Raw genomic sequence first — 16740 nt, forward strand, 5'->3', positions numbered from 1 at the left:
GGCCCGGGTTCAGGCGTGGGGGTGGGCGTCGGCATCAGTGGTCCTCCGCCATCGGGACGCGTACGCCCTGCTCCGCGGCGACGGAGTCCGCGATGTCGTAGCCCGCGTCGACATGGCGGATGACGCCCATGCCGGGGTCGTTGGTCAGGACGCGGCGGATCTTCTCGCCCGCGAGCTTCGTACCGTCGGCGACGGAGACCTGGCCCGCGTGGATGGAGCGGCCCATGCCGACGCCGCCGCCGTGGTGGAGGGAGACCCAGGAGGCGCCGGAGGCCACGTTGACCATGGCGTTGAGCAGCGGCCAGTCCGCGATGGCGTCGGAGCCGTCGAGCATGGCCTCGGTCTCGCGGTACGGGGAGGCGACCGAGCCGCAGTCCAGGTGGTCGCGGCCGATGGCCAGCGGGGCGGCCAGTTCGCCACTGGCGACCATGTCGTTGAAGCGCTCGCCCGCCTTGTCGCGCTCGCCGTAGCCGAGCCAGCAGATGCGGGCGGGCAGCCCCTGGAAGTGGACGCGCTCCCCGGCCATCGTGATCCAGCGGTGCAGGGACTCGTTCTCCGGGAAGAGGTCCAGGAGCGCCCGGTCCGTCTTGTGGATGTCGGACGCCTCACCGGAGAGGGCGGCCCAGCGGAAGGGGCCCTTGCCCTCGCAGAAGAGGGGCCGGATGTAGGCGGGGACGAAGCCGGGGAAGTCGAAGGCCCGGTCGTAGCCCGCGAGCTGGGCCTCGCCGCGGATGGAGTTGCCGTAGTCGAAGACCTCGGCCCCGGCGTCCATGAAGCCGACCATGGCCTCCACGTGCCGGGCCATCGACTCGCGGGCCCGCTGGGTGAAGTCGGCGGGCTTGTCGGCGGCGAGCGTGGCCATGTCGTCGAAGTCGACGCCGAGCGGGAGGTAGGCCAGCGGGTCGTGGGCGCTGGTCTGGTCGGTGACGATGTCGACGGGCGCGCCCTCGGCCAGCATCCGGGGCAGCAGTTCGGCGGCGTTGCCGAGGAGGCCGATGGAGAGGGGGCGGCGGGCGTCACGGGCCTCGACGGCGAGCTGGAGGGCGTGCTCCAGGCTGTCGGCCCTGACGTCCAGGTAGCGGTGCTCGATGCGGCGCTCAATGGCGCGCGGGTCGCAGTCGATACAGATCGCGACGCCGTCGTTCATGGTGACGGCGAGCGGCTGGGCGCCGCCCATGCCGCCGAGCCCGGCCGTCAGGGTGATGGTGCCCGCCAGCGTGCCGCCGAACTTCTTCGCGGCGACGGCGGCGAAGGTCTCGTAGGTGCCCTGGAGGATGCCCTGGGTGCCGATGTAGATCCAGGACCCGGCGGTCATCTGGCCGTACATGGTCAGGCCGAGCGCCTCCAGGCGGCGGAACTCCTCCCAATTGGCCCAGTCGCCGACCAGGTTGGAGTTGGCGATCAGTACGCGCGGCGCCCACTCGTGGGTCTGCATGACGCCGACCGGCCGCCCGGACTGGACGAGCATCGTCTCGTCCTGCTTGAGCGTCTGAAGGGTGCGCACCATCGCGTCGAACGAGCGCCAGTCGCGGGCCGCCTTGCCGGTGCCGCCGTAGACGACGAGTTTGTCGGGGTGCTCGGCGACCTCGGGGTCCAGGTTGTTCTGCAACATCCGCAGGGCGGCTTCCTGCTGCCATCCCAGGGCGGTCAGCGCGCTGCCGCGCGGTGCCCGTACGGGGCGGGGTCCTGACATGGCGGTGCCTCCTCGCGACGGTGAAAATCTATTCACATCCTGATCCTCTGAATAGTCGTAGTCAACAGGTGGGGTTCGCGCTCCGATCGGGAACACGTGTTTCCCGCCGTCCCGGCGGCTGTCCCCCGGAGGCCCCCATGAGCACTCCCGACACGCCCGCGACCGCCCCGCCGCCGAAGGACGCCGGCGGCTCGCCACCGCTCAAGCGCGCGCTGGGCCCCAAGCTGCTGGTCCTCTTCGTCGTCGGCGACATCCTCGGTACCGGTATCTACGCGACCACCGGGGACGTCGCGGGCAAGGTCGGCGGCGCGCTCTGGCTGCCCTTCGCCATCGGGTTCGCCGTGGCGCTGCTGACGGCCGCCTCGTACGTGGAACTGGTCGGCAAGTACCCGAAGGCGGCGGGCGCGGCTCTCTACACCCAGAAGGCGTTCAAGATCCCCTTCCTGACCTTCGTCGTCGCCTTCATGGTGATGTGCTCGGGGCTCTCCTCCGCGAGCGCGGCGGCCCGCGCGTTCAGCGGCGACTACCTGGGGGAGTTCACCGACGCGGTGCCGCCGACCCTGATCGCGATCCTGTTCGTCCTCGCGCTGGCCGCGATCAACCTGCGCGGGGTCGCCGAGTCGGTCAAGGCGAACGTCGTGCTGACCCTGGTGGAGCTGAGCGGGCTGGCGGTGATCCTCGCGATCGGCGCGTACGCGGTGTTCAGCGGCGAGGGCGAGCCGGCCCGGCTGACCCAGATCGAGACGGGCGGCACCGGGTACGCCCTGGTCACCGGGGTGCTCGGCGCCACCGCGCTGGGCTTCTTCGCGTTCGTCGGCTTCGAGGACTCGGTGAACATGGCCGAGGAGACCAAGAACCCCACCCGTACCTTCCCCCGCGCCATCTTCCTCGGGGTGGGCATCACCGGCACGATCTACGTCCTGGTCGCGCTGGTCTCCTCGCTGCTGGTCGACTCCCGCACCCTGGCGGGGTCCAGCGGGCCGCTGCTGGAAGTGGTGAAGGCGGGCGGCGTCGATTTCCCGCCGAAACTCTTCGCGCTGATCGCCCTGTTCGCCGTCACCAACTCGGCCCTGATCAACATCATGATGGCCTCGCGGCTCTGCTACGGCATGGCCAACGAACGCATCCTGCCCCCCGCGATGGGCAAGGTGCTGGCCCGGCGGCGCACCCCCTGGGTCGGCATCGTCTTCGTCTCCGTCCTCGCGATCGGCCTGGTGTCCACCGGCGAGATCGAGGGGCTCGGCGACACCACCTCGTTCCTCCTGCTCTGCGTCTTCGCCGTGGTCAACATCGCCGTACTGGTGCTGCGCCGGGACCCGGTGGAGCACCGCCACTTCCGTACTCCCACCGCCCTGCCGGTGCTCGGCGCGATCACCTCGCTGGTCCTGGCGAGCCCGCTCGCGGACCGGGGTTCCGACGTGTACGTACGCGCCGGGATCCTGCTGCTCGTCGGGATCGGGCTGTGGGCGGTCAACAAGGCCGTGCTGGCGGCCCGCGCGAAGTCCGGAGCCGACGCGGGCTGACCCGGCGTCACCTTTCGTCCCGGCCACCACATTTCGGCCGCTCCTTTACACCCCGCAGGGCATGTACCAAAGGAAAATGCCAGAACCTCCACCGGCCGTGAGCACGATGCGTAGCCTCTGCGTTACAGCCGTACGCCACGTCGGGAGGGGAGATCCGCGTGCCCGGAATCGACGAGTGCCTGCTCGAAGTCATGAGGCTGCCCGGCGCCCGGGGCGCCTCGGTGGTCGACTGGACGAGCGGACTCGCCCTCGGCACCATCGGGGAGTCCCCCAACGGCGACCACGAGGCCACCGCCGCCGAGACGGCCGAGGTGGCCCGGATGACCGCCGAGCAGCCCGCCTTCGCCCACCTCGCGGAAGGGGGCGGAGCCGCGGGGGCGCGGGAGGCGGCGGAACCGCCGAGCACGCCCGTCGAGGACGTCATCGTCACCACGCACGACGGATACCACATGCTCCGCTTCGTGGAGACGGCATTCGACAGCAGCGTCTTCCTGCATCTGTGGCTGGACCGGTCCGAGGGCAACCTCGCCTTCGCCCGGCTGCGCCTGGGTGAGCTGGCCGAACGGCTGGTGCTGGCATGAGCGCGATAGCCGCCGCCCCCGGGGCGCAACCAGGTGCACACCCCGCCCCGCGCTCCGGCGCGCACCCCGGCCCCCGCTCCGGCGCGCAGCCGGGTCCCGCCGCCCCGGACACCACGGCTCCCGGCCCCACGCCCCCCGGCGTCATCGCCTCTGCCCCAAGATCCCCCGCCGACACCGGCCCGGCCGCTCCCGGCGCACCGGACTCCCCGGGATCCATGGACTCCCCGGGCTCCACGGAATCCCCTGACTCCCCTGACTCCACGGACTCCTCGGACGGGGACCCGCTTCCGGTGCTCTCCCCGATGCTCCAGCGACTGGCCGCCGAGCGGGCCACGGGCGCCCTGATGCGCGACCGCGGCACGCTGTATCTGGCCGACGGCCAGGTGGTGCACGCCGAGAGCCCGGCGACCCCGGGCATCGACGTGCTGCTCACCACCGGCGGCACCCTGCGGTACGAGGGCTGGTGGGACGCGGTCGCCCAGGCCGGGGCGGGCCACCGGGTCGGCCGCTATCTGGTGGAAAGCGGCCATGTGCCGGGCGGCGCACTGGAGTTGTGCCATCTGGGCGCGCTGTACGACGCCGCGTTCTTCGCGCTCGCCCCGACCGGGACGCCCGCGCGGTTCCGGTACGGGGTCTCGCACTGGATCGGCCCGGTGCGCCCGGTGCCGGTGGCCGCCGTGGAGCGCGAGACGCTGCGCCGCCGGGAGTTCCTCGACCGGATCTGGCCGGACGCCGCCTGCGACAGCGCCCCGCTCGTCCGTACGGCGGACCGCCCGTCCGACGCCCCGGTCCCGGTCCGGCAGCGCCGCGTGCTGGAGCTGGCCGACGGGGTCCGTACGGCCTCCGGCATCGCCCAGGCGCTGGGCCGCTCCGCCTTCCACGTCCTGGTAGACCTGCGTCGGCTGGCCGCGGCCGGACTGGTGGCCGCGGTCCGCGCCCGGCCGCTGCCCGACGCCGCCGCGTCGCCCGGCCGGATCACGCTCCCCGAGGTGACGGCCGACCCCGATATCGCCCTGCTGCGCCGACTCCGAGACGCATTGGAGGCCTTGTGATACGCGCGCTCAGACAGCGTGCCGGGAGGAGACAGCTGATGGTGCCCGAGGCCGAAGTGCGTGATGTCCTCGACGAGCTCCAGCGGTTACGCGCCCGGGTCCCGCTACTCTCCGGGGCGCTGGCCGCCTCCACCGACGGCCTGGTCCTGGCCCACGACACCCCGGGCGTGGAGGCGGAGGGCGTCGCCGCCCTCACCGCCGCCGCCCTCGGCGTCTCCATCCGGATGACCGACGCCACCGGCCGGGGCGGCTTCCGCGAACTGCTGGTCCGCGGCGGCACCGGCTACATCGCGACCTACGCGGCGGGTTCGTCCGCCGTGCTGACCCTGCTGGCCGAGGACCGCATCAACGTCGGCCGCCTCCATCTGGAGGGCCGCCGCGCGGGCGCCCGGATCGGCGAACTCGTCGACGCCGCCCTGGAGCGCGCCGACCGCCCCGCCCCGGCCTCCCGCGCCGTACCGCCCCGCCCCACCGGGGCCCCCGGCCGCGCCCTGCCGCAACGCCCCACGTAGCGCGCGCCGTCACGCCCCACCGCGGCGGCCCGCTCCCCCCACCCGTACCGCCATCGACCACCGGGACTCAGCCATCACGCAGAAGCCCGCGCCACAGCCCGCACCGGAACCGGCGCCGGAACCCGCGCCGGGACCGGCACCGAAACCGGCACAGAGGACCCCTCAGAAACGGACCCGGTCACCGCGACCGGCCAGGGAAAGGAAACGAGCCTCCATGGCGAACACCGAAGCGACACTGAAGGAAGCGATGAGCTCGATCGAGGGCGCCACGGGTGCCGCCCTCGTCGACTACACCAGCGGGATGGCCCTGGGCACGCTGGGCGGGGGCAAGGACTTCAACCTGGAGGTCGCCGCCGCGGGCAACACGGACGTGATCCGCGCCAAGCTCCGCACCATGGAGCACCTGGGGCTCAAGGAGGAGATCGAGGACATCCTGATCACGCTGAACACCCAGTACCACCTGATCCGGCTGCTGAAGACCCGCGGCGGCAACGGGCTCTTCCTCTACCTGGTGCTGGACGCGAGCCGGGCGAACCTGGCGATGGCCCGCCACCAGCTGAAGAAGATCGAGGCCGAGCTGGAGGTCTGACCCCGGGCCGGGCCGTCCCTGGCATCGACCGACCACGGCCACAGCCGCCCCGGCCACACCGGCGGCCCGTGGCCGTGGTCGCTCCATGATCCGTGGTGGCTCCATGCCCCGTGGTCACTCCACGAAGAGGCCGCGAGCCGCCGCCCGGACGTCGAACTCCTCCAGCCGCGCCTGGGCCTCGGGGAGTTCGTCGCAGATCGCCTCCAGCAGCACCCGTCCCAGCAGCATCGGCGCGCAGACCGTGTCGAAGGAGAGCCCGGAGCCGATGGCCGCCGGGAGCAGCAGATCGCTGTGCTTGGCGACGGGGGCGAACGCCGAGTCGGCGACCGTCACGACGGTCAGCCCCTGGTCCCGGGCGTACGCCAGCGCCTCCACGCTCTCCCTGGGGTGGCGGGGCAGCGCGAAGCACATCAGGGCGGTGGCCCCGGCCCGCCGGGCGGTGTCGATCCGGTCGAGCAGCATGCTGCCGCCCTCGTCGAGCACGCGGACGTCGGGGTGCACCTTGGCGGCGAAGTAGCCGAACCCGCGGGCCTGCGAGGACGCGGCGCGCAGCCCCAGCACCGGCAGCGGTCGCGACCCGGCCAGCAGCCGCCCGGCCCGTTCCACCGGGGCCGGGTCGGCGAGCAGGTCCGCCAGGTGCTGGAGGTTCTCGATCTCGGCGCGGACGGCCTGTTGGTACTCGTTGTACGTGTCCCCCGTCTCCACCGACTCCGCGTCGGCGGGCGCGACCTCGCGCAGGTGCCTGCGCAACGCGGGGTAGCCGTCGAAGCCGAGCGCCACGGCGAACCGGGTCACGGAGGGCTGGCTCACCCCGGCCAGCTCCGCCAGCTCGACGCTGGACAGGAACGGCGCGTCGGCGGCCCGGCGCACCATGCAGTGAGCGATGCGCCGCTGGGTGGGCGTGAGCCGGTGGCCCTCGAAGAGCCGCTGCAACCGTGCGGCGGGGCTGCTCCCGCTCATGGTGTCCCCTTGCTGAGTCCGTCGCGCCCCGACCGGCGCCGACGGTTCTATTCAGCCAGGAAGGTAGCTGTATGTCCATATGCAGTGCCGGGCCCGGGGCGGCGCGCGACGGGGGTTAACCCCCGGAAAACAGGGGGCTAGCCCCACTGTCACCAGGCCTCCGGATCCGTACCGTCGACGGTATGGAAACCCGTGACCAGGACCTCAAGAAGGAGCTTGCCGCCACGCTCCAGGCCCGCGGGGAGCTGGGCGCGGAGTACGAGGCCGCGCTCATCGACTCGTTTCTGGAGAAGGTCGACCGGCGCCTCGACACCACGCTCGACCGCCGGGTGCGCAGGCAGCTGGCGGAGCAGCAGGTCACGGTCGCCCGGGGCGGGCGCCCGGCCCCGCCCGGAAGCTTCGGGGAGCGGCACGGCCTGGCCGTCGTCTCGCTGGTCCTGGCCGTCCCGCTGTCCGCGATCGGGGCGGCGAACGCCGGGATCGGAGGGCTGGTGGTGAGCTGGCTCGGCATCGTCGGGGTCAACGCCTTCCAGGCGGCGCGGGGCGGACGGCTGTTCCGCCGCCGGGAGGACGGCGCGGTACGCGAGAACGACGGGATATCCGACTGGACGGGCTGAGCCCACCGGGAGGTCACGAGAGGTTCCGGCAAGCTCCGGCCGGTTCCGGGGGAAACTCCGGCACGCGCGGGCCGGTTTCGGAAAATTCCAGCGCCTTCCGGAGAGCTGCCGCAGGCGCCGCGCGGCACATGACCGCGCGGCCGGACCCACGGGGGAGTCCGGCCGCGCCGAAGTATGTCGCGGGGACCGCCGCACCCCCGGTCACCCGGGGGGCGGGACGACGGCGGTCCCCGCGAGGGACGCGATCCGGGTCAGGGCCGGATGCCCGCGTCCGGGCGACGGTGGAGGTCCGGGAGCCGCTCCGTAGTCCGGTGTCGCCGTTCTGGGTGCCGGCGGGCTTCCCTGCCGACACCCACCAATGTGCCGGAGCCGTGTTAAGCGGGTGCTGCGCGGACGTGACGCGCTCGTACCGTTTTCGCGAAGCCACGCCTCGCACGCCGCGAGGGGTGCCCGAAGCCCCGCCCCGGACACCCGGGGAGGCGTGCGAAGCCCGCCCTGGCTCTCCCGTGAGCGCGGGCCCGGCCCCTGGCTCTCCCGGGAGCAGCCTCGGTCCCTGGCTCTCCCGGGAAGGGCCCCGCCTCCTGGCTCTCCCAGGAGGGGGCCCGGTCCCTCAGCTCTTCGCCGAGCCCGCGTCCTCGGCGAGGAACGCCAGCAGGTCCTGCCTGCTCACCACACCCTTGGGCTTGCCCTCGACGAGCACGATCGCCGCGTCCGCGCCCTGGGCGCCACTGAGCACGGACATCAGGTCCTCGACCGGTTCGCCGGAGCCGACCTGCGGCAGCGGGGCCGACATGTGCTTCTCCAGCGGGTCGGTCAGCGAGGCGCGCTGGGTGAACAGCGCGTCCAGCAGCTGCCGTTCCACGACGGAGCCGATGACCTCGGCGGCCATCACGTCCGGGTGACCGGCGCCCGGCTTCACGATCGGCATCTGGGAGACGCCGTACTCACGCAGCACCTCGATGGCCTCGCCGACCGTCTCCTCCGGGTGCATGTGCACGAGGGAGGGCATCGGGCCCTCCTTGAAGTCCAGGACCGCGCCGACCCGGGCCGAGGGGCCGGAGTCCTCCAGGAAGCCGTAGTCGGCCATCCACTCGTCGTTGAAGATCTTGCTGAGGTAGCCGCGCCCGCTGTCGGGGAGCAGCACCACGACGACGTCGTCGGGGCCGAGCCGCCGGGCGACCTCCAGGGCGCCGACGACCGCCATGCCGCAGGAGCCGCCGACCAGCAGCCCCTCCTCCTTGGCGAGGCGGCGGGTCATCTGGAAGGAGTCCTTGTCGGAGACCGCGACGATCTCGTCGGTGACGTTCCGGTCGTAGGCGCTCGGCCAGAAGTCCTCGCCGACGCCCTCGACCAGATACGGCCGCCCGGAGCCGCCGGAGTAGACCGAGCCCTCCGGGTCCGCGCCGATGACCTGGACCGCGCCGTCGCTGATCTCCTTGAGGTAGCGCCCGGTGCCGCTGATGGTGCCGCCGGTGCCGACGCCCGCGACGAAGTGGGTGATCTTCCCCTCGGTCTGCTCCCACAGCTCGGGACCGGTGGTCTCGTAGTGCGAGCGCGGGTTGTTCGGGTTGGAGTACTGGTCCGGCTTCCAGGCGCCCGGCGTCTCGGTGACCAGCCGGTCGGAGACGTTGTAGTACGAGTCGGGGTGCTCAGGGTCGACGGCCGTGGGGCAGACGACGACCTCGGCACCGTACGCGCGCAGCACGTTGATCTTGTCCGTGGACACCTTGTCCGGGCAGACGAAGATGCACTTGTAGCCCTTCTGCTGCGCGACGATGGCGAGCCCGACGCCGGTGTTGCCGCTGGTCGGCTCGACGATGGTGCCGCCGGGCTTCAGCTCCCCGCTCTGCTCGGCCGCCTCGATCATGCGCAGCGCGATGCGGTCCTTCACCGACCCGCCGGGGTTGAAGTACTCGACCTTGGCCAGGACGGTCGCCTGGATACCTGCCGTGACGTTGCGCAGCCTCACCAGCGGGGTGTTGCCGACAAGACTGATCATCGAATCGTGGAATTGCACCGTGTACTCCGGGATCTCCGAGATGGTCCGGCCCAGAGTATGCGTACGGGAGGGACTGTGCGTACGGGAAGGAATACGCGAAGGTCCTCGCGGGGCAGGTAGGTAGAAGTGGGGCAGGCAGGCAGAAGTACGGCGGTACGGCGAGGAGGAGGTGGACCGGACTGTGTCGAGGGCAAGGGTGGCACGGCGGATCGCGGCGGGCGCGGCCTACGGCGGCGGCAGCATCGGGCTGATCGGTGCGGCGGCCGTGGGCGTGTTCCTGGCGGAGGTCCAGCTCGCGAAGAGGCAGGTGGGCGGCGGTACGGCGCCGGTGCCGCCGAGCGCGGACGGACGGTACGGGGTGGCGTTCGCCGGGCCGAACGATCCGCTGCGGCTCGGGATCCTCGGGGACTCGACGGCGGCGGGCCAGGGGGTGCGGCGGGCCGGGCAGACCCCGGGGGCGCTGCTCGCCTCGGGGCTCGCGGCGGTGTCCGAGCGGCCGGTGGACCTGCGGAACGTGGCCCTGCCGGGGGCCCGGTCGGACGATCTGGAGCGGCAGGTCTCGCTGCTGCTCGCGGACCCGGCGCGCACTCCGGACGTCTGCGTGATCATGATCGGGGCGAACGACGTCACGCACCGGATGCCCGCCACCCAGTCGGTGCGCTGCCTGACGACGGCGGTGCGCAGGCTGCGGACGGCCGGCGCGGAGGTGGTCGTGGGCACCTGTCCGGACCTGGGCACGATCGAGCCGGTCTACCAGCCGCTGCGCTGGATGGCCCGGCGGGTGAGCCGGCAGCTGGCCGCCGCACAGACGATCGGGACGGTGGAGCAGGGCGGGCGCACGGTGTCGCTGGGGGACCTGCTGGGCCCGGAGTTCGCGGCGAACCCGCGCGAACTGTTCGGCCCGGACAACTACCACCCCTCGGCCGAGGGGTACGCCACGGCGGCCATGGCGGTGCTGCCCACGCTCTGCGCGGTCCTGGGCCTGTGGCCGGAGACCGACCGGCTGGACGGCGCGCGCAGCGAGGACATCCTGCCGGTGGCCAAGGCGGCGTCCCAGGCGGCCCGGGAGGCCGGTACGGAGGTCACGGGCGCGCGGGCGCCCTGGGCCCTCCTCAAGCACCGCAGACGGCGGCGTCTGCCCTCCTCCACCGAACCCGTCCCGCACCCGCACCCGGACGCCGCCCACGGCCACGCGTAGCCCGGCGGGGGCCGTACGGAGGCCGCCGCCTGCGGGCGATCAAGCCTGAGCAAGCGCTTAGAAAAGAGGTCCGCATCACACGGCCTGCCCGATGACCCCGGCGATACGTCCGGGTAACTTCCAGGGGAGTTCCGCCCGTCGGCACAGTCCGTCCGGCCCGCACCCCCCCTCAGACGTCCAGCCGTACAGCCTTCCAGCCCCTTGGAGCCGCGTGATGCCCGAAGCCGTGATCGTCTCTGCCGCCCGTTCGCCGATCGGCCGCGCCTTCAAGGGCTCCCTGAAGGACCTGCGGGCGGACGACCTGACCGCCACGATCATCCAGACCGCGCTGGCCAAGGTCCCCGAGCTGGACCCGAAGGACATCGACGACCTGATGCTGGGCTGCGGTCTGCCCGGCGGCGAGCAGGGCAACAACCTGGGCCGCGTCATCGCCGTGCGGATGGGGATGGACCACCTTCCCGGCTGTACGGTCACCCGCTACTGCTCCTCCTCGTTGCAGACCAGCCGGATGGCGCTGCACGCGATCAAGGCGGGCGAGGGCGACGTCTTCATCTCGGCGGGCGTCGAAATGGTGTCCCGCTTCACCAAGGGGAACTCCGACAGCCTGCCGGACACGCACAATCCGCTGTTCGCCGAGGCCGAGGCCCGTACGGCAGCCCGTGCCGAGGAATCCGGCGCGAGCTGGCACGACCCGCGCGAGGACGGCCTCGTCCCGGACCCCTACATCGCGATGGGGCAGACGGCGGAGAACCTGGCCCGGCTCAAGGGCATCACCCGCCAGGACATGGACGAGTTCGGCGTACGGTCGCAGAACCTCGCCGAGGAGGCCTTGGCGAACGGCTTCTGGGAACGGGAGATCACCCCGGTCACCACCCCGGACGGCACGGTCGTCGCCCAGGACGACGGCCCGCGCGCGGGCGTCACGCTGGAGGGCGTGCAGGGCCTGAAGCCGGTCTTCCGCCCCGACGGCCTGGTCACCGCGGGCAACTGCTGCCCCCTCAACGACGGCGCCGCCGCCCTGGTGATCATGTCCGACACCAAGGCGCGCGAGCTGGGCCTGACCCCACTGGCCCGGATCGTCTCCACCGGCGTCTCCGGCCTCTCCCCCGAGATCATGGGCCACGGCCCCGTCGAGGCCAGCAAGCAGGCGCTGAAGCGCGCGGGCCTGAGTGTCGCCGACATCGACCTCGCCGAGATCAACGAGGCGTTCGCCGCCCAGGTCATCCCCTCCTACCGGGACCTCGGCCTGCCGCTGGAGAAGGTCAACGTCAACGGCGGAGCGATCGCGGTCGGCCACCCCTTCGGCATGACCGGCGCCCGGATCACCGGCACGCTCATCAACAGCCTCCAGTTCCACGACAAGCAGTTCGGCCTGGAGACGATGTGCGTGGGCGGCGGCCAGGGCATGGCGATGGTGATCGAGCGGCTGAGCTGAGCCGCAGCGGAGGGTAGGGGTCGTCCGAGGGACGAGGACGGCACCTGCCCGCAGCGCAGGCGAAGCACAGCGCGACCCTCCAGCACGAGCGGCTGAGCTGAGCCGCAGCGGAGGGTAAGGGTCGTCCGAGGAACGAGGGCGGCACCTGCCCGCAGCGCAGGCGAAGCACAGCGCGACCGTTCAGCACGAGCGGCTGCGCTGAGCCGCAGCGGAGGGTAGGGGTCGTCCGAGGGACGAGGGCAGCACCTGCCCGCAGCGCAGGCGCTACTCTTCCGCGTCGGGGGTTTTCCAATCCCGCCGAGCCCCGAACGTGACCGAATCTCCCCCAGGATGTGACCTGCATCCCGGGGGAGATACGTTTCCGCAGGTCAGAGGCGAACGACGGGTAAACGTCGGACCGAAAGACCTGTCCATTTCGTGACGTAATGCACTGACAGCACTTACCCGGACAGGCCAAGCTGATGTAGGAAGTCGGGGGTATCGAGTGAAACCGGGAGTACGTCAGTGAGCGCTATGTCATTTGCCCTGTTGCTGACCACCGCCGCTGCCACGGCCGTCGGCGCCGCCGCGCTGCACGCCGCTCACGGGCTGCGCCAGCAGGTGGCGGCCCTGCGCACCGAGCTGGCCGACGGCCACGCCCGCACCGCGTCCGTGCCACCACAGAGCCGCAGTACGGTCACCCCCGCCGAGGAGATACGCGCGGCGGTCGCCGAGGCGCTGGCCGAGGAGCGGGAGCGCGAGCTGGCCGAGGCGCGCGCCTTCTGGGCCGCCCAGGAGGCCCGTGACGCCGCCGACGCCCCATCCCTGCTGGGCGGCCTGTCCGGGCTCGGCGACGACGCCGTCGCGCCGTACTACCTGCCCCGGCAGGCCGACTTCGCGGGTCTGGAGTCCCTGGACCTCGAAGCGGCCGACGCGATGGAGGAGCTGGTGGAGCTGAGCGAGCGCACCCTCGCGGAGCACGAGGCCGGTGAGCTGACCGACCTTCCGGAGATCGCCGAGTTCCCCGAGGACTCCCCCGAGCTGGCCGCCGCCCGCCGCCGCCACCCCTCGCACCCGGACTTCGTCCCCGTGCAGACGCCCGTGGTCACCGACCACGAGCGCACCGTGAACCGGCTGGAGGAGCTGGCCGATCTGGCGACCGCGCTGACCGACGTGCGTCCGGGGCCGCTGGGCACGCTGGACGTGTACGTGTTCGCCGACGGCACCACGCTCTGCATGACCCCGGGCCACCGCGAGACCGCCGAACGGCTCGCCGAGGCGCTGCGGGAGGGCGGCCGGCCGGTCCTGCTGGGCGGTTCGGGTGTCTCCGGCGCCTACGCGCTGACCTTCTCCTGCGGCGAGGAGAGCGTCTACATCCTCGCGGACCGCGTCATCGCCTCGTTCTGAGTTCCGCTTCCGTCCGGCGCGTGCCTCTCCGCCTCACCCGAGGGCCCGCGCCGCCGCTTCCCCGACGTATCGCACGGCCTCGTCCAGCTCCTGGGACGGGGCCGTTTCCAGTGCCACGGCCAGGTCCCGGCCCGCGACGGCGAGCTGGTCGCCCACCGCGAACACCCCGGCGTCGGGCAGCTCGCGCGGCGCGGCGCCGGGGTTCTCCAGCCGCTGGGCGCGGGTCGCGAGCTCCCGGGCGGCGGTCAGCGCCTCGGCGGCCGCACCGCGCTGGAGGCGGCTCTGGGGGGCGGCGCGCAGCCGGTCGGCGAAGCGGTCCACGGCCTGGATGAGGGGCGTCGTATCGAGCACGCGCCGACCCTACGCGGCGCGCCCGCACGCCCGCCAACGGACTCCCCGCGCGACGCGGTCCCACGACACGACACCACGACGCGCTCCGGCGTCGCGGCCCCCCGGCACGGCCCCGGCACGCGCAAGGGCCCGCAGGCGGGGTGCCTGCGGGCCCTTGCGGTACGGCTACGGGTCGTGCGGGTGGCACGGCTCCCGGTGGAGGTCAGTCGTCACCCTGGAGGATGGCGACCACACGCAGCATCTCGATGTAGATCCACACCAGGGTCACGGTGAGACCGAAGGCCGCCAGCCACGCCTCCTCGCGGGGAGCGCCGTACGCGACGCCGTCCTCGACCTGCTTGAAGTTGAGGGCGAGGACGGCCGCGCCGATCACGATGGCCACGATGCCGAAGATGAGGCCCATCGTGCCGCTGCGGAAGCCGAGGCCGTCACCGCCGCCGAAGACGGCGAACAGCAGGTTGACCATCATCAGCAGCGTGAAGCCGATGAGAGCCGCCATCACGAAGCCGTAGAAGCGGCGGGTGACCCGGATCAGGCCCGTGCGGTAGGCGATCAGCACACCGGCGAAGACCGCCATCGTGCCGAGCACCGCCTGCATCGCCGCGCCGGGGGCGACGTAGACGCTGACGATGTTGCTGACGATGCCGAGGAAGACACCCTCGAAGGCGGCGTACGTCAGGATCAGCGGCGGCGAGGGCCGGCGCTTGAACGAGTTGACCAGCGACAGCACGAAGCCGATCAGGGCGGCGCCGATGGCGACGCCGTAGGCGGTGCCCAGGTTCGCCTGGTCGACCGGCAGGACCCACCAGGCGATGGCGGCGGCCACGATCACGGTGCCGAGCGTCATCGCCGTACGCGTCACCACGTCGTCGATGGTCATCGCGTCGGTGCGCGCGGGCGCCGGGGCGCCGGGCTGGGTGCCCTGCTGTGCGTAGGGGTTGGTGGCGTACGGGTTGGTCGCGGTGCCCTGTGCGTAGGGGTTGGCCCCCGCCGCGGCCCCGGCCTGCGGCGCCGCGTTGAAGCCCGCGTGGCCGTTGTCGCGGCTGAACCCCCGTCGCGAGAAGACCGGGTTGCTGCTCCTCATCTCACTCCTCCATGGCCACACTGCGTGGCCTTGCGACAAGAGTAATGGGTAGGCAAAAGAATCACCCTAGTGCCAGGGGAGGATCTTTCCCGCGGTTCTCCCGCGATGCCTCGTGTATCCCGTAATGCGTCACGTCGCCCGGGATGCGCCCCGGGCGGGCGGAGCGATTTCGGGGGGCCGGAGTTCACGAGGTGTTCCCGCGGTGTTCCCACGGCGACGTCCCGGGGGCCTGAATTCGGGCTGTTATGCCTGATCACGCACGGTCAGCGGAATGGTGCCCGGAGCCGGACTCGAACCGGCACGCCCCCGAGGGGCAGCGAGGTTTAAGCTCGCCGTGTCTACGTTCCACCATCCGGGCGTGCCGCGCGGCTCCGCGTGGCTACCGACCCTATCCGGGGGCGTCCCTCGATCAGAGGAACAGTGGCGCGATGTTGTCTTATTTTATTGACCGCTTGAGGAGCCGTCAGCACAGCGGGCCGTTCCGTCCCCACGGCCGCGCCCGATCCTGACCGGACCAGGCGCCGCGCGGGATTGACGGAAAGTCGCCGCACCCGTACGGCTCAATGCGCCAGGGCCGCGCCAGGCTTCGCCAGGGCCCCCGCCACCCTCGCCTCCCCGGGCGTTCCGGAGTCCTGTCGCCCGCCCCCGCTCGTCCTCCGGACGCGGGTGCCGGCCGAGGGGGCAGACGGTCACCGTGGGTCACCGTCGGGCGCTCTGAGTCGGGCCGGGCGGCCGTTCTCCTACTCGTCCCGGGTCGGTGTCATACCCGAGGAGGACGGGGGCACTCGCTCGGTGCGACTCAGGGCGGCTACGGGAACGGGCACCGGGGGTGACGTCCCGGCGTGATCGGGACGTAAGGATGGAGTAAGTCCCCGGGTGGCGCCGTCGGCGCCGCCCGGCACCCCACGTGCCGTGCACACCCGTGTGCCGTCCACACCCGGGGCGCCGTCCCCCTCACCGAACCAGGAGCTTCCCTGTGACCACCACCCCTACCGTTCACCGCGCCACCACGGTGGCCGCCCGCGCCACGGAGCTGTCGAAGGTCTACGGCCAGGGTGAGACGAAGGTCGTCGCCCTGGACCGGGTGACCGTGGACTTCCCGCGCGGCGAGTTCACCGCGATCATGGGCCCCTCCGGCTCCGGCAAGTCGACGCTGATGCACTGCGTCGCCGGTCTCGACAGCTTCAGCAGCGGTTCGGTCCGCATCGGCGAGACCGAGCTGGGCACGCTGAAGGACAAGCAGCTCACCCAGCTGCGCCGGGACAAGATCGGCTTCATCTTCCAGGCGTTCAACCTGCTGCCGACGCTCACCGCGCAGGAGAACATCACCCTGCCGATGGACATCGCGGGCCGTAAGCCGGACTCCGCCTGGCTCCAGAACGTCATCGACATGGTGGGGCTCTCGGGCCGCCTGGGGCACCGCCCGACCGAGCTGTCCGGCGGTCAGCAGCAGCGGGTCGCCGTGGCCCGCGCCCTGGCCTCGCAGCCCGAGATCATCTTCGGTGACGAGCCGACCGGAAACCTGGACTCCCGCTCCGGCGCCGAGGTCCTCGGCTTCCTGCGCAACTCCGTGCGCGAGCTGGGCCAGACCGTGGTGATGGTGACCCACGACGCGACGGCCGCCGCCTACGCGGACCGGGTCATCTTCCTCGCCGACGGCGCGGTCGTCGACGAGATCGTGCAGCCGACCGCCGACCGGGTCTTCGACCGGATGAAGGCGTTCGACGCGAAGGGCCGCACGAGCTGACGCGGGCGGCCCC

General features: G+C 72.2%; 15 protein-coding genes and 1 tRNA gene. 10 read left to right on the top strand and 6 right to left on the bottom strand.

The window, feature by feature from the left end:
- Window positions 1-34 precede the first annotated feature (34 nt).
- On the bottom strand, window positions 35-1693 hold the full coding sequence (gene hutU, locus ACIRRU_RS27550) for a urocanate hydratase (RefSeq protein WP_403684957.1): 1659 nt from the start codon (window positions 1691-1693) through the stop codon (window positions 35-37).
- 137 nt (window positions 1694-1830) lie between these two features.
- On the opposite strand from hutU, the gene ACIRRU_RS27555 reads away from it, so the two are divergent.
- The 5 genes from ACIRRU_RS27555 (at window position 1831) to ACIRRU_RS27575 (ending at window position 5950) form a co-directional block, all read left to right on the top strand.
- Window positions 1831-3216 carry an APC family permease gene (locus ACIRRU_RS27555; protein ID WP_403684959.1) on the top strand — a complete coding sequence of 462 codons (1386 nt, stop codon included), beginning with the start codon at window positions 1831-1833 and terminating at the stop codon, window positions 3214-3216.
- Window positions 3217-3374: 158 nt separating this feature from the next.
- The gene (locus tag ACIRRU_RS27560; RefSeq protein ID WP_403684961.1) at window positions 3375-3797 is read left to right on the top strand and encodes a hypothetical protein; all 423 of its coding nucleotides are present in this window, start codon (window positions 3375-3377) and stop codon (window positions 3795-3797) included.
- 302 nt (window positions 3798-4099) lie between these two features.
- The gene (locus ACIRRU_RS27565) at window positions 4100-4849 is read left to right on the top strand and encodes a transcriptional regulator (RefSeq protein WP_403685005.1); all 750 of its coding nucleotides are present in this window, start codon (window positions 4100-4102) and stop codon (window positions 4847-4849) included.
- A gap of 38 nt (window positions 4850-4887) precedes the next feature.
- Entirely contained in the window at window positions 4888-5361 is a 474-nt protein-coding gene (locus ACIRRU_RS27570; protein ID WP_403684963.1) for a roadblock/LC7 domain-containing protein, read from the top strand.
- Between the two features lie 214 nt (window positions 5362-5575).
- Window positions 5576-5950 (top strand): hypothetical protein, encoded by a 375-nt coding sequence (locus ACIRRU_RS27575; protein ID WP_010059861.1) that lies wholly within the window; start codon window positions 5576-5578, stop codon window positions 5948-5950.
- A 114-nt stretch (window positions 5951-6064) separates the two neighbouring features.
- On the opposite strand, the gene ACIRRU_RS27580 is transcribed toward ACIRRU_RS27575, so the two are convergent.
- Complete coding sequence (locus ACIRRU_RS27580; protein ID WP_403684966.1) at window positions 6065-6910, bottom strand: MurR/RpiR family transcriptional regulator; 846 nt, start codon at window positions 6908-6910, stop codon at window positions 6065-6067.
- Window positions 6911-7092: 182 nt separating this feature from the next.
- On the opposite strand from ACIRRU_RS27580, the gene ACIRRU_RS27585 reads away from it, so the two are divergent.
- The gene (locus tag ACIRRU_RS27585) at window positions 7093-7527 is read left to right on the top strand and encodes a hypothetical protein (RefSeq protein ID WP_403684968.1); all 435 of its coding nucleotides are present in this window, start codon (window positions 7093-7095) and stop codon (window positions 7525-7527) included.
- Between the two features lie 610 nt (window positions 7528-8137).
- On the opposite strand, the gene ACIRRU_RS27590 is transcribed toward ACIRRU_RS27585, so the two are convergent.
- Window positions 8138-9544 carry a cystathionine beta-synthase gene (locus tag ACIRRU_RS27590; protein ID WP_403684970.1) on the bottom strand — a complete coding sequence of 469 codons (1407 nt, stop codon included), beginning with the start codon at window positions 9542-9544 and terminating at the stop codon, window positions 8138-8140.
- Window positions 9545-9722: 178 nt separating this feature from the next.
- Between ACIRRU_RS27590 and ACIRRU_RS27595 the strand changes: the two genes are divergently transcribed.
- The 3 genes from ACIRRU_RS27595 (at window position 9723) to ACIRRU_RS27605 (ending at window position 13545) form a co-directional block, all read left to right on the top strand.
- Window positions 9723-10724 carry an SGNH/GDSL hydrolase family protein gene (locus tag ACIRRU_RS27595; RefSeq protein ID WP_403685006.1) on the top strand — a complete coding sequence of 334 codons (1002 nt, stop codon included), beginning with the start codon at window positions 9723-9725 and terminating at the stop codon, window positions 10722-10724.
- Window positions 10725-10938: 214 nt separating this feature from the next.
- The gene (locus tag ACIRRU_RS27600) at window positions 10939-12159 is read left to right on the top strand and encodes an acetyl-CoA C-acetyltransferase (RefSeq protein WP_403684972.1); all 1221 of its coding nucleotides are present in this window, start codon (window positions 10939-10941) and stop codon (window positions 12157-12159) included.
- Between the two features lie 528 nt (window positions 12160-12687).
- Window positions 12688-13545: a hypothetical protein gene (locus tag ACIRRU_RS27605; protein WP_363201346.1), complete on the top strand. Its 858-nt coding sequence runs from the start codon at window positions 12688-12690 to the stop codon at window positions 13543-13545.
- 33 nt (window positions 13546-13578) lie between these two features.
- Here ACIRRU_RS27605 and ACIRRU_RS27610 read toward each other — a convergent pair whose 3' ends face one another.
- From ACIRRU_RS27610 to ACIRRU_RS27620, 3 genes are all read right to left on the bottom strand, one after another.
- A complete protein-coding gene (locus tag ACIRRU_RS27610; RefSeq protein ID WP_403684974.1) occupies window positions 13579-13896 on the bottom strand; it encodes a hypothetical protein in 318 nt (105 codons plus the stop codon).
- A 202-nt stretch (window positions 13897-14098) separates the two neighbouring features.
- Window positions 14099-14980, bottom strand: coding sequence for a Bax inhibitor-1/YccA family protein (locus ACIRRU_RS27615; protein ID WP_403684976.1), 882 nt, complete (start codon window positions 14978-14980; stop codon window positions 14099-14101).
- A 272-nt stretch (window positions 14981-15252) separates the two neighbouring features.
- A tRNA-Leu gene (locus ACIRRU_RS27620) sits at window positions 15253-15338 on the bottom strand.
- A gap of 618 nt (window positions 15339-15956) precedes the next feature.
- On the opposite strand from ACIRRU_RS27620, the gene ACIRRU_RS27625 reads away from it, so the two are divergent.
- Window positions 15957-16727, top strand: a complete 771-nt coding sequence (locus tag ACIRRU_RS27625; protein WP_363201271.1) for an ABC transporter ATP-binding protein — start codon at window positions 15957-15959, stop codon at window positions 16725-16727.
- Window positions 16728-16740: the final 13 nt, after the last annotated feature.

Origin of the sequence: Streptomyces sp. NPDC101181, assembly GCF_044767975.1 — a bacterium.
Lineage (GTDB): Bacteria > Actinomycetota > Actinomycetes > Streptomycetales > Streptomycetaceae > Streptomyces.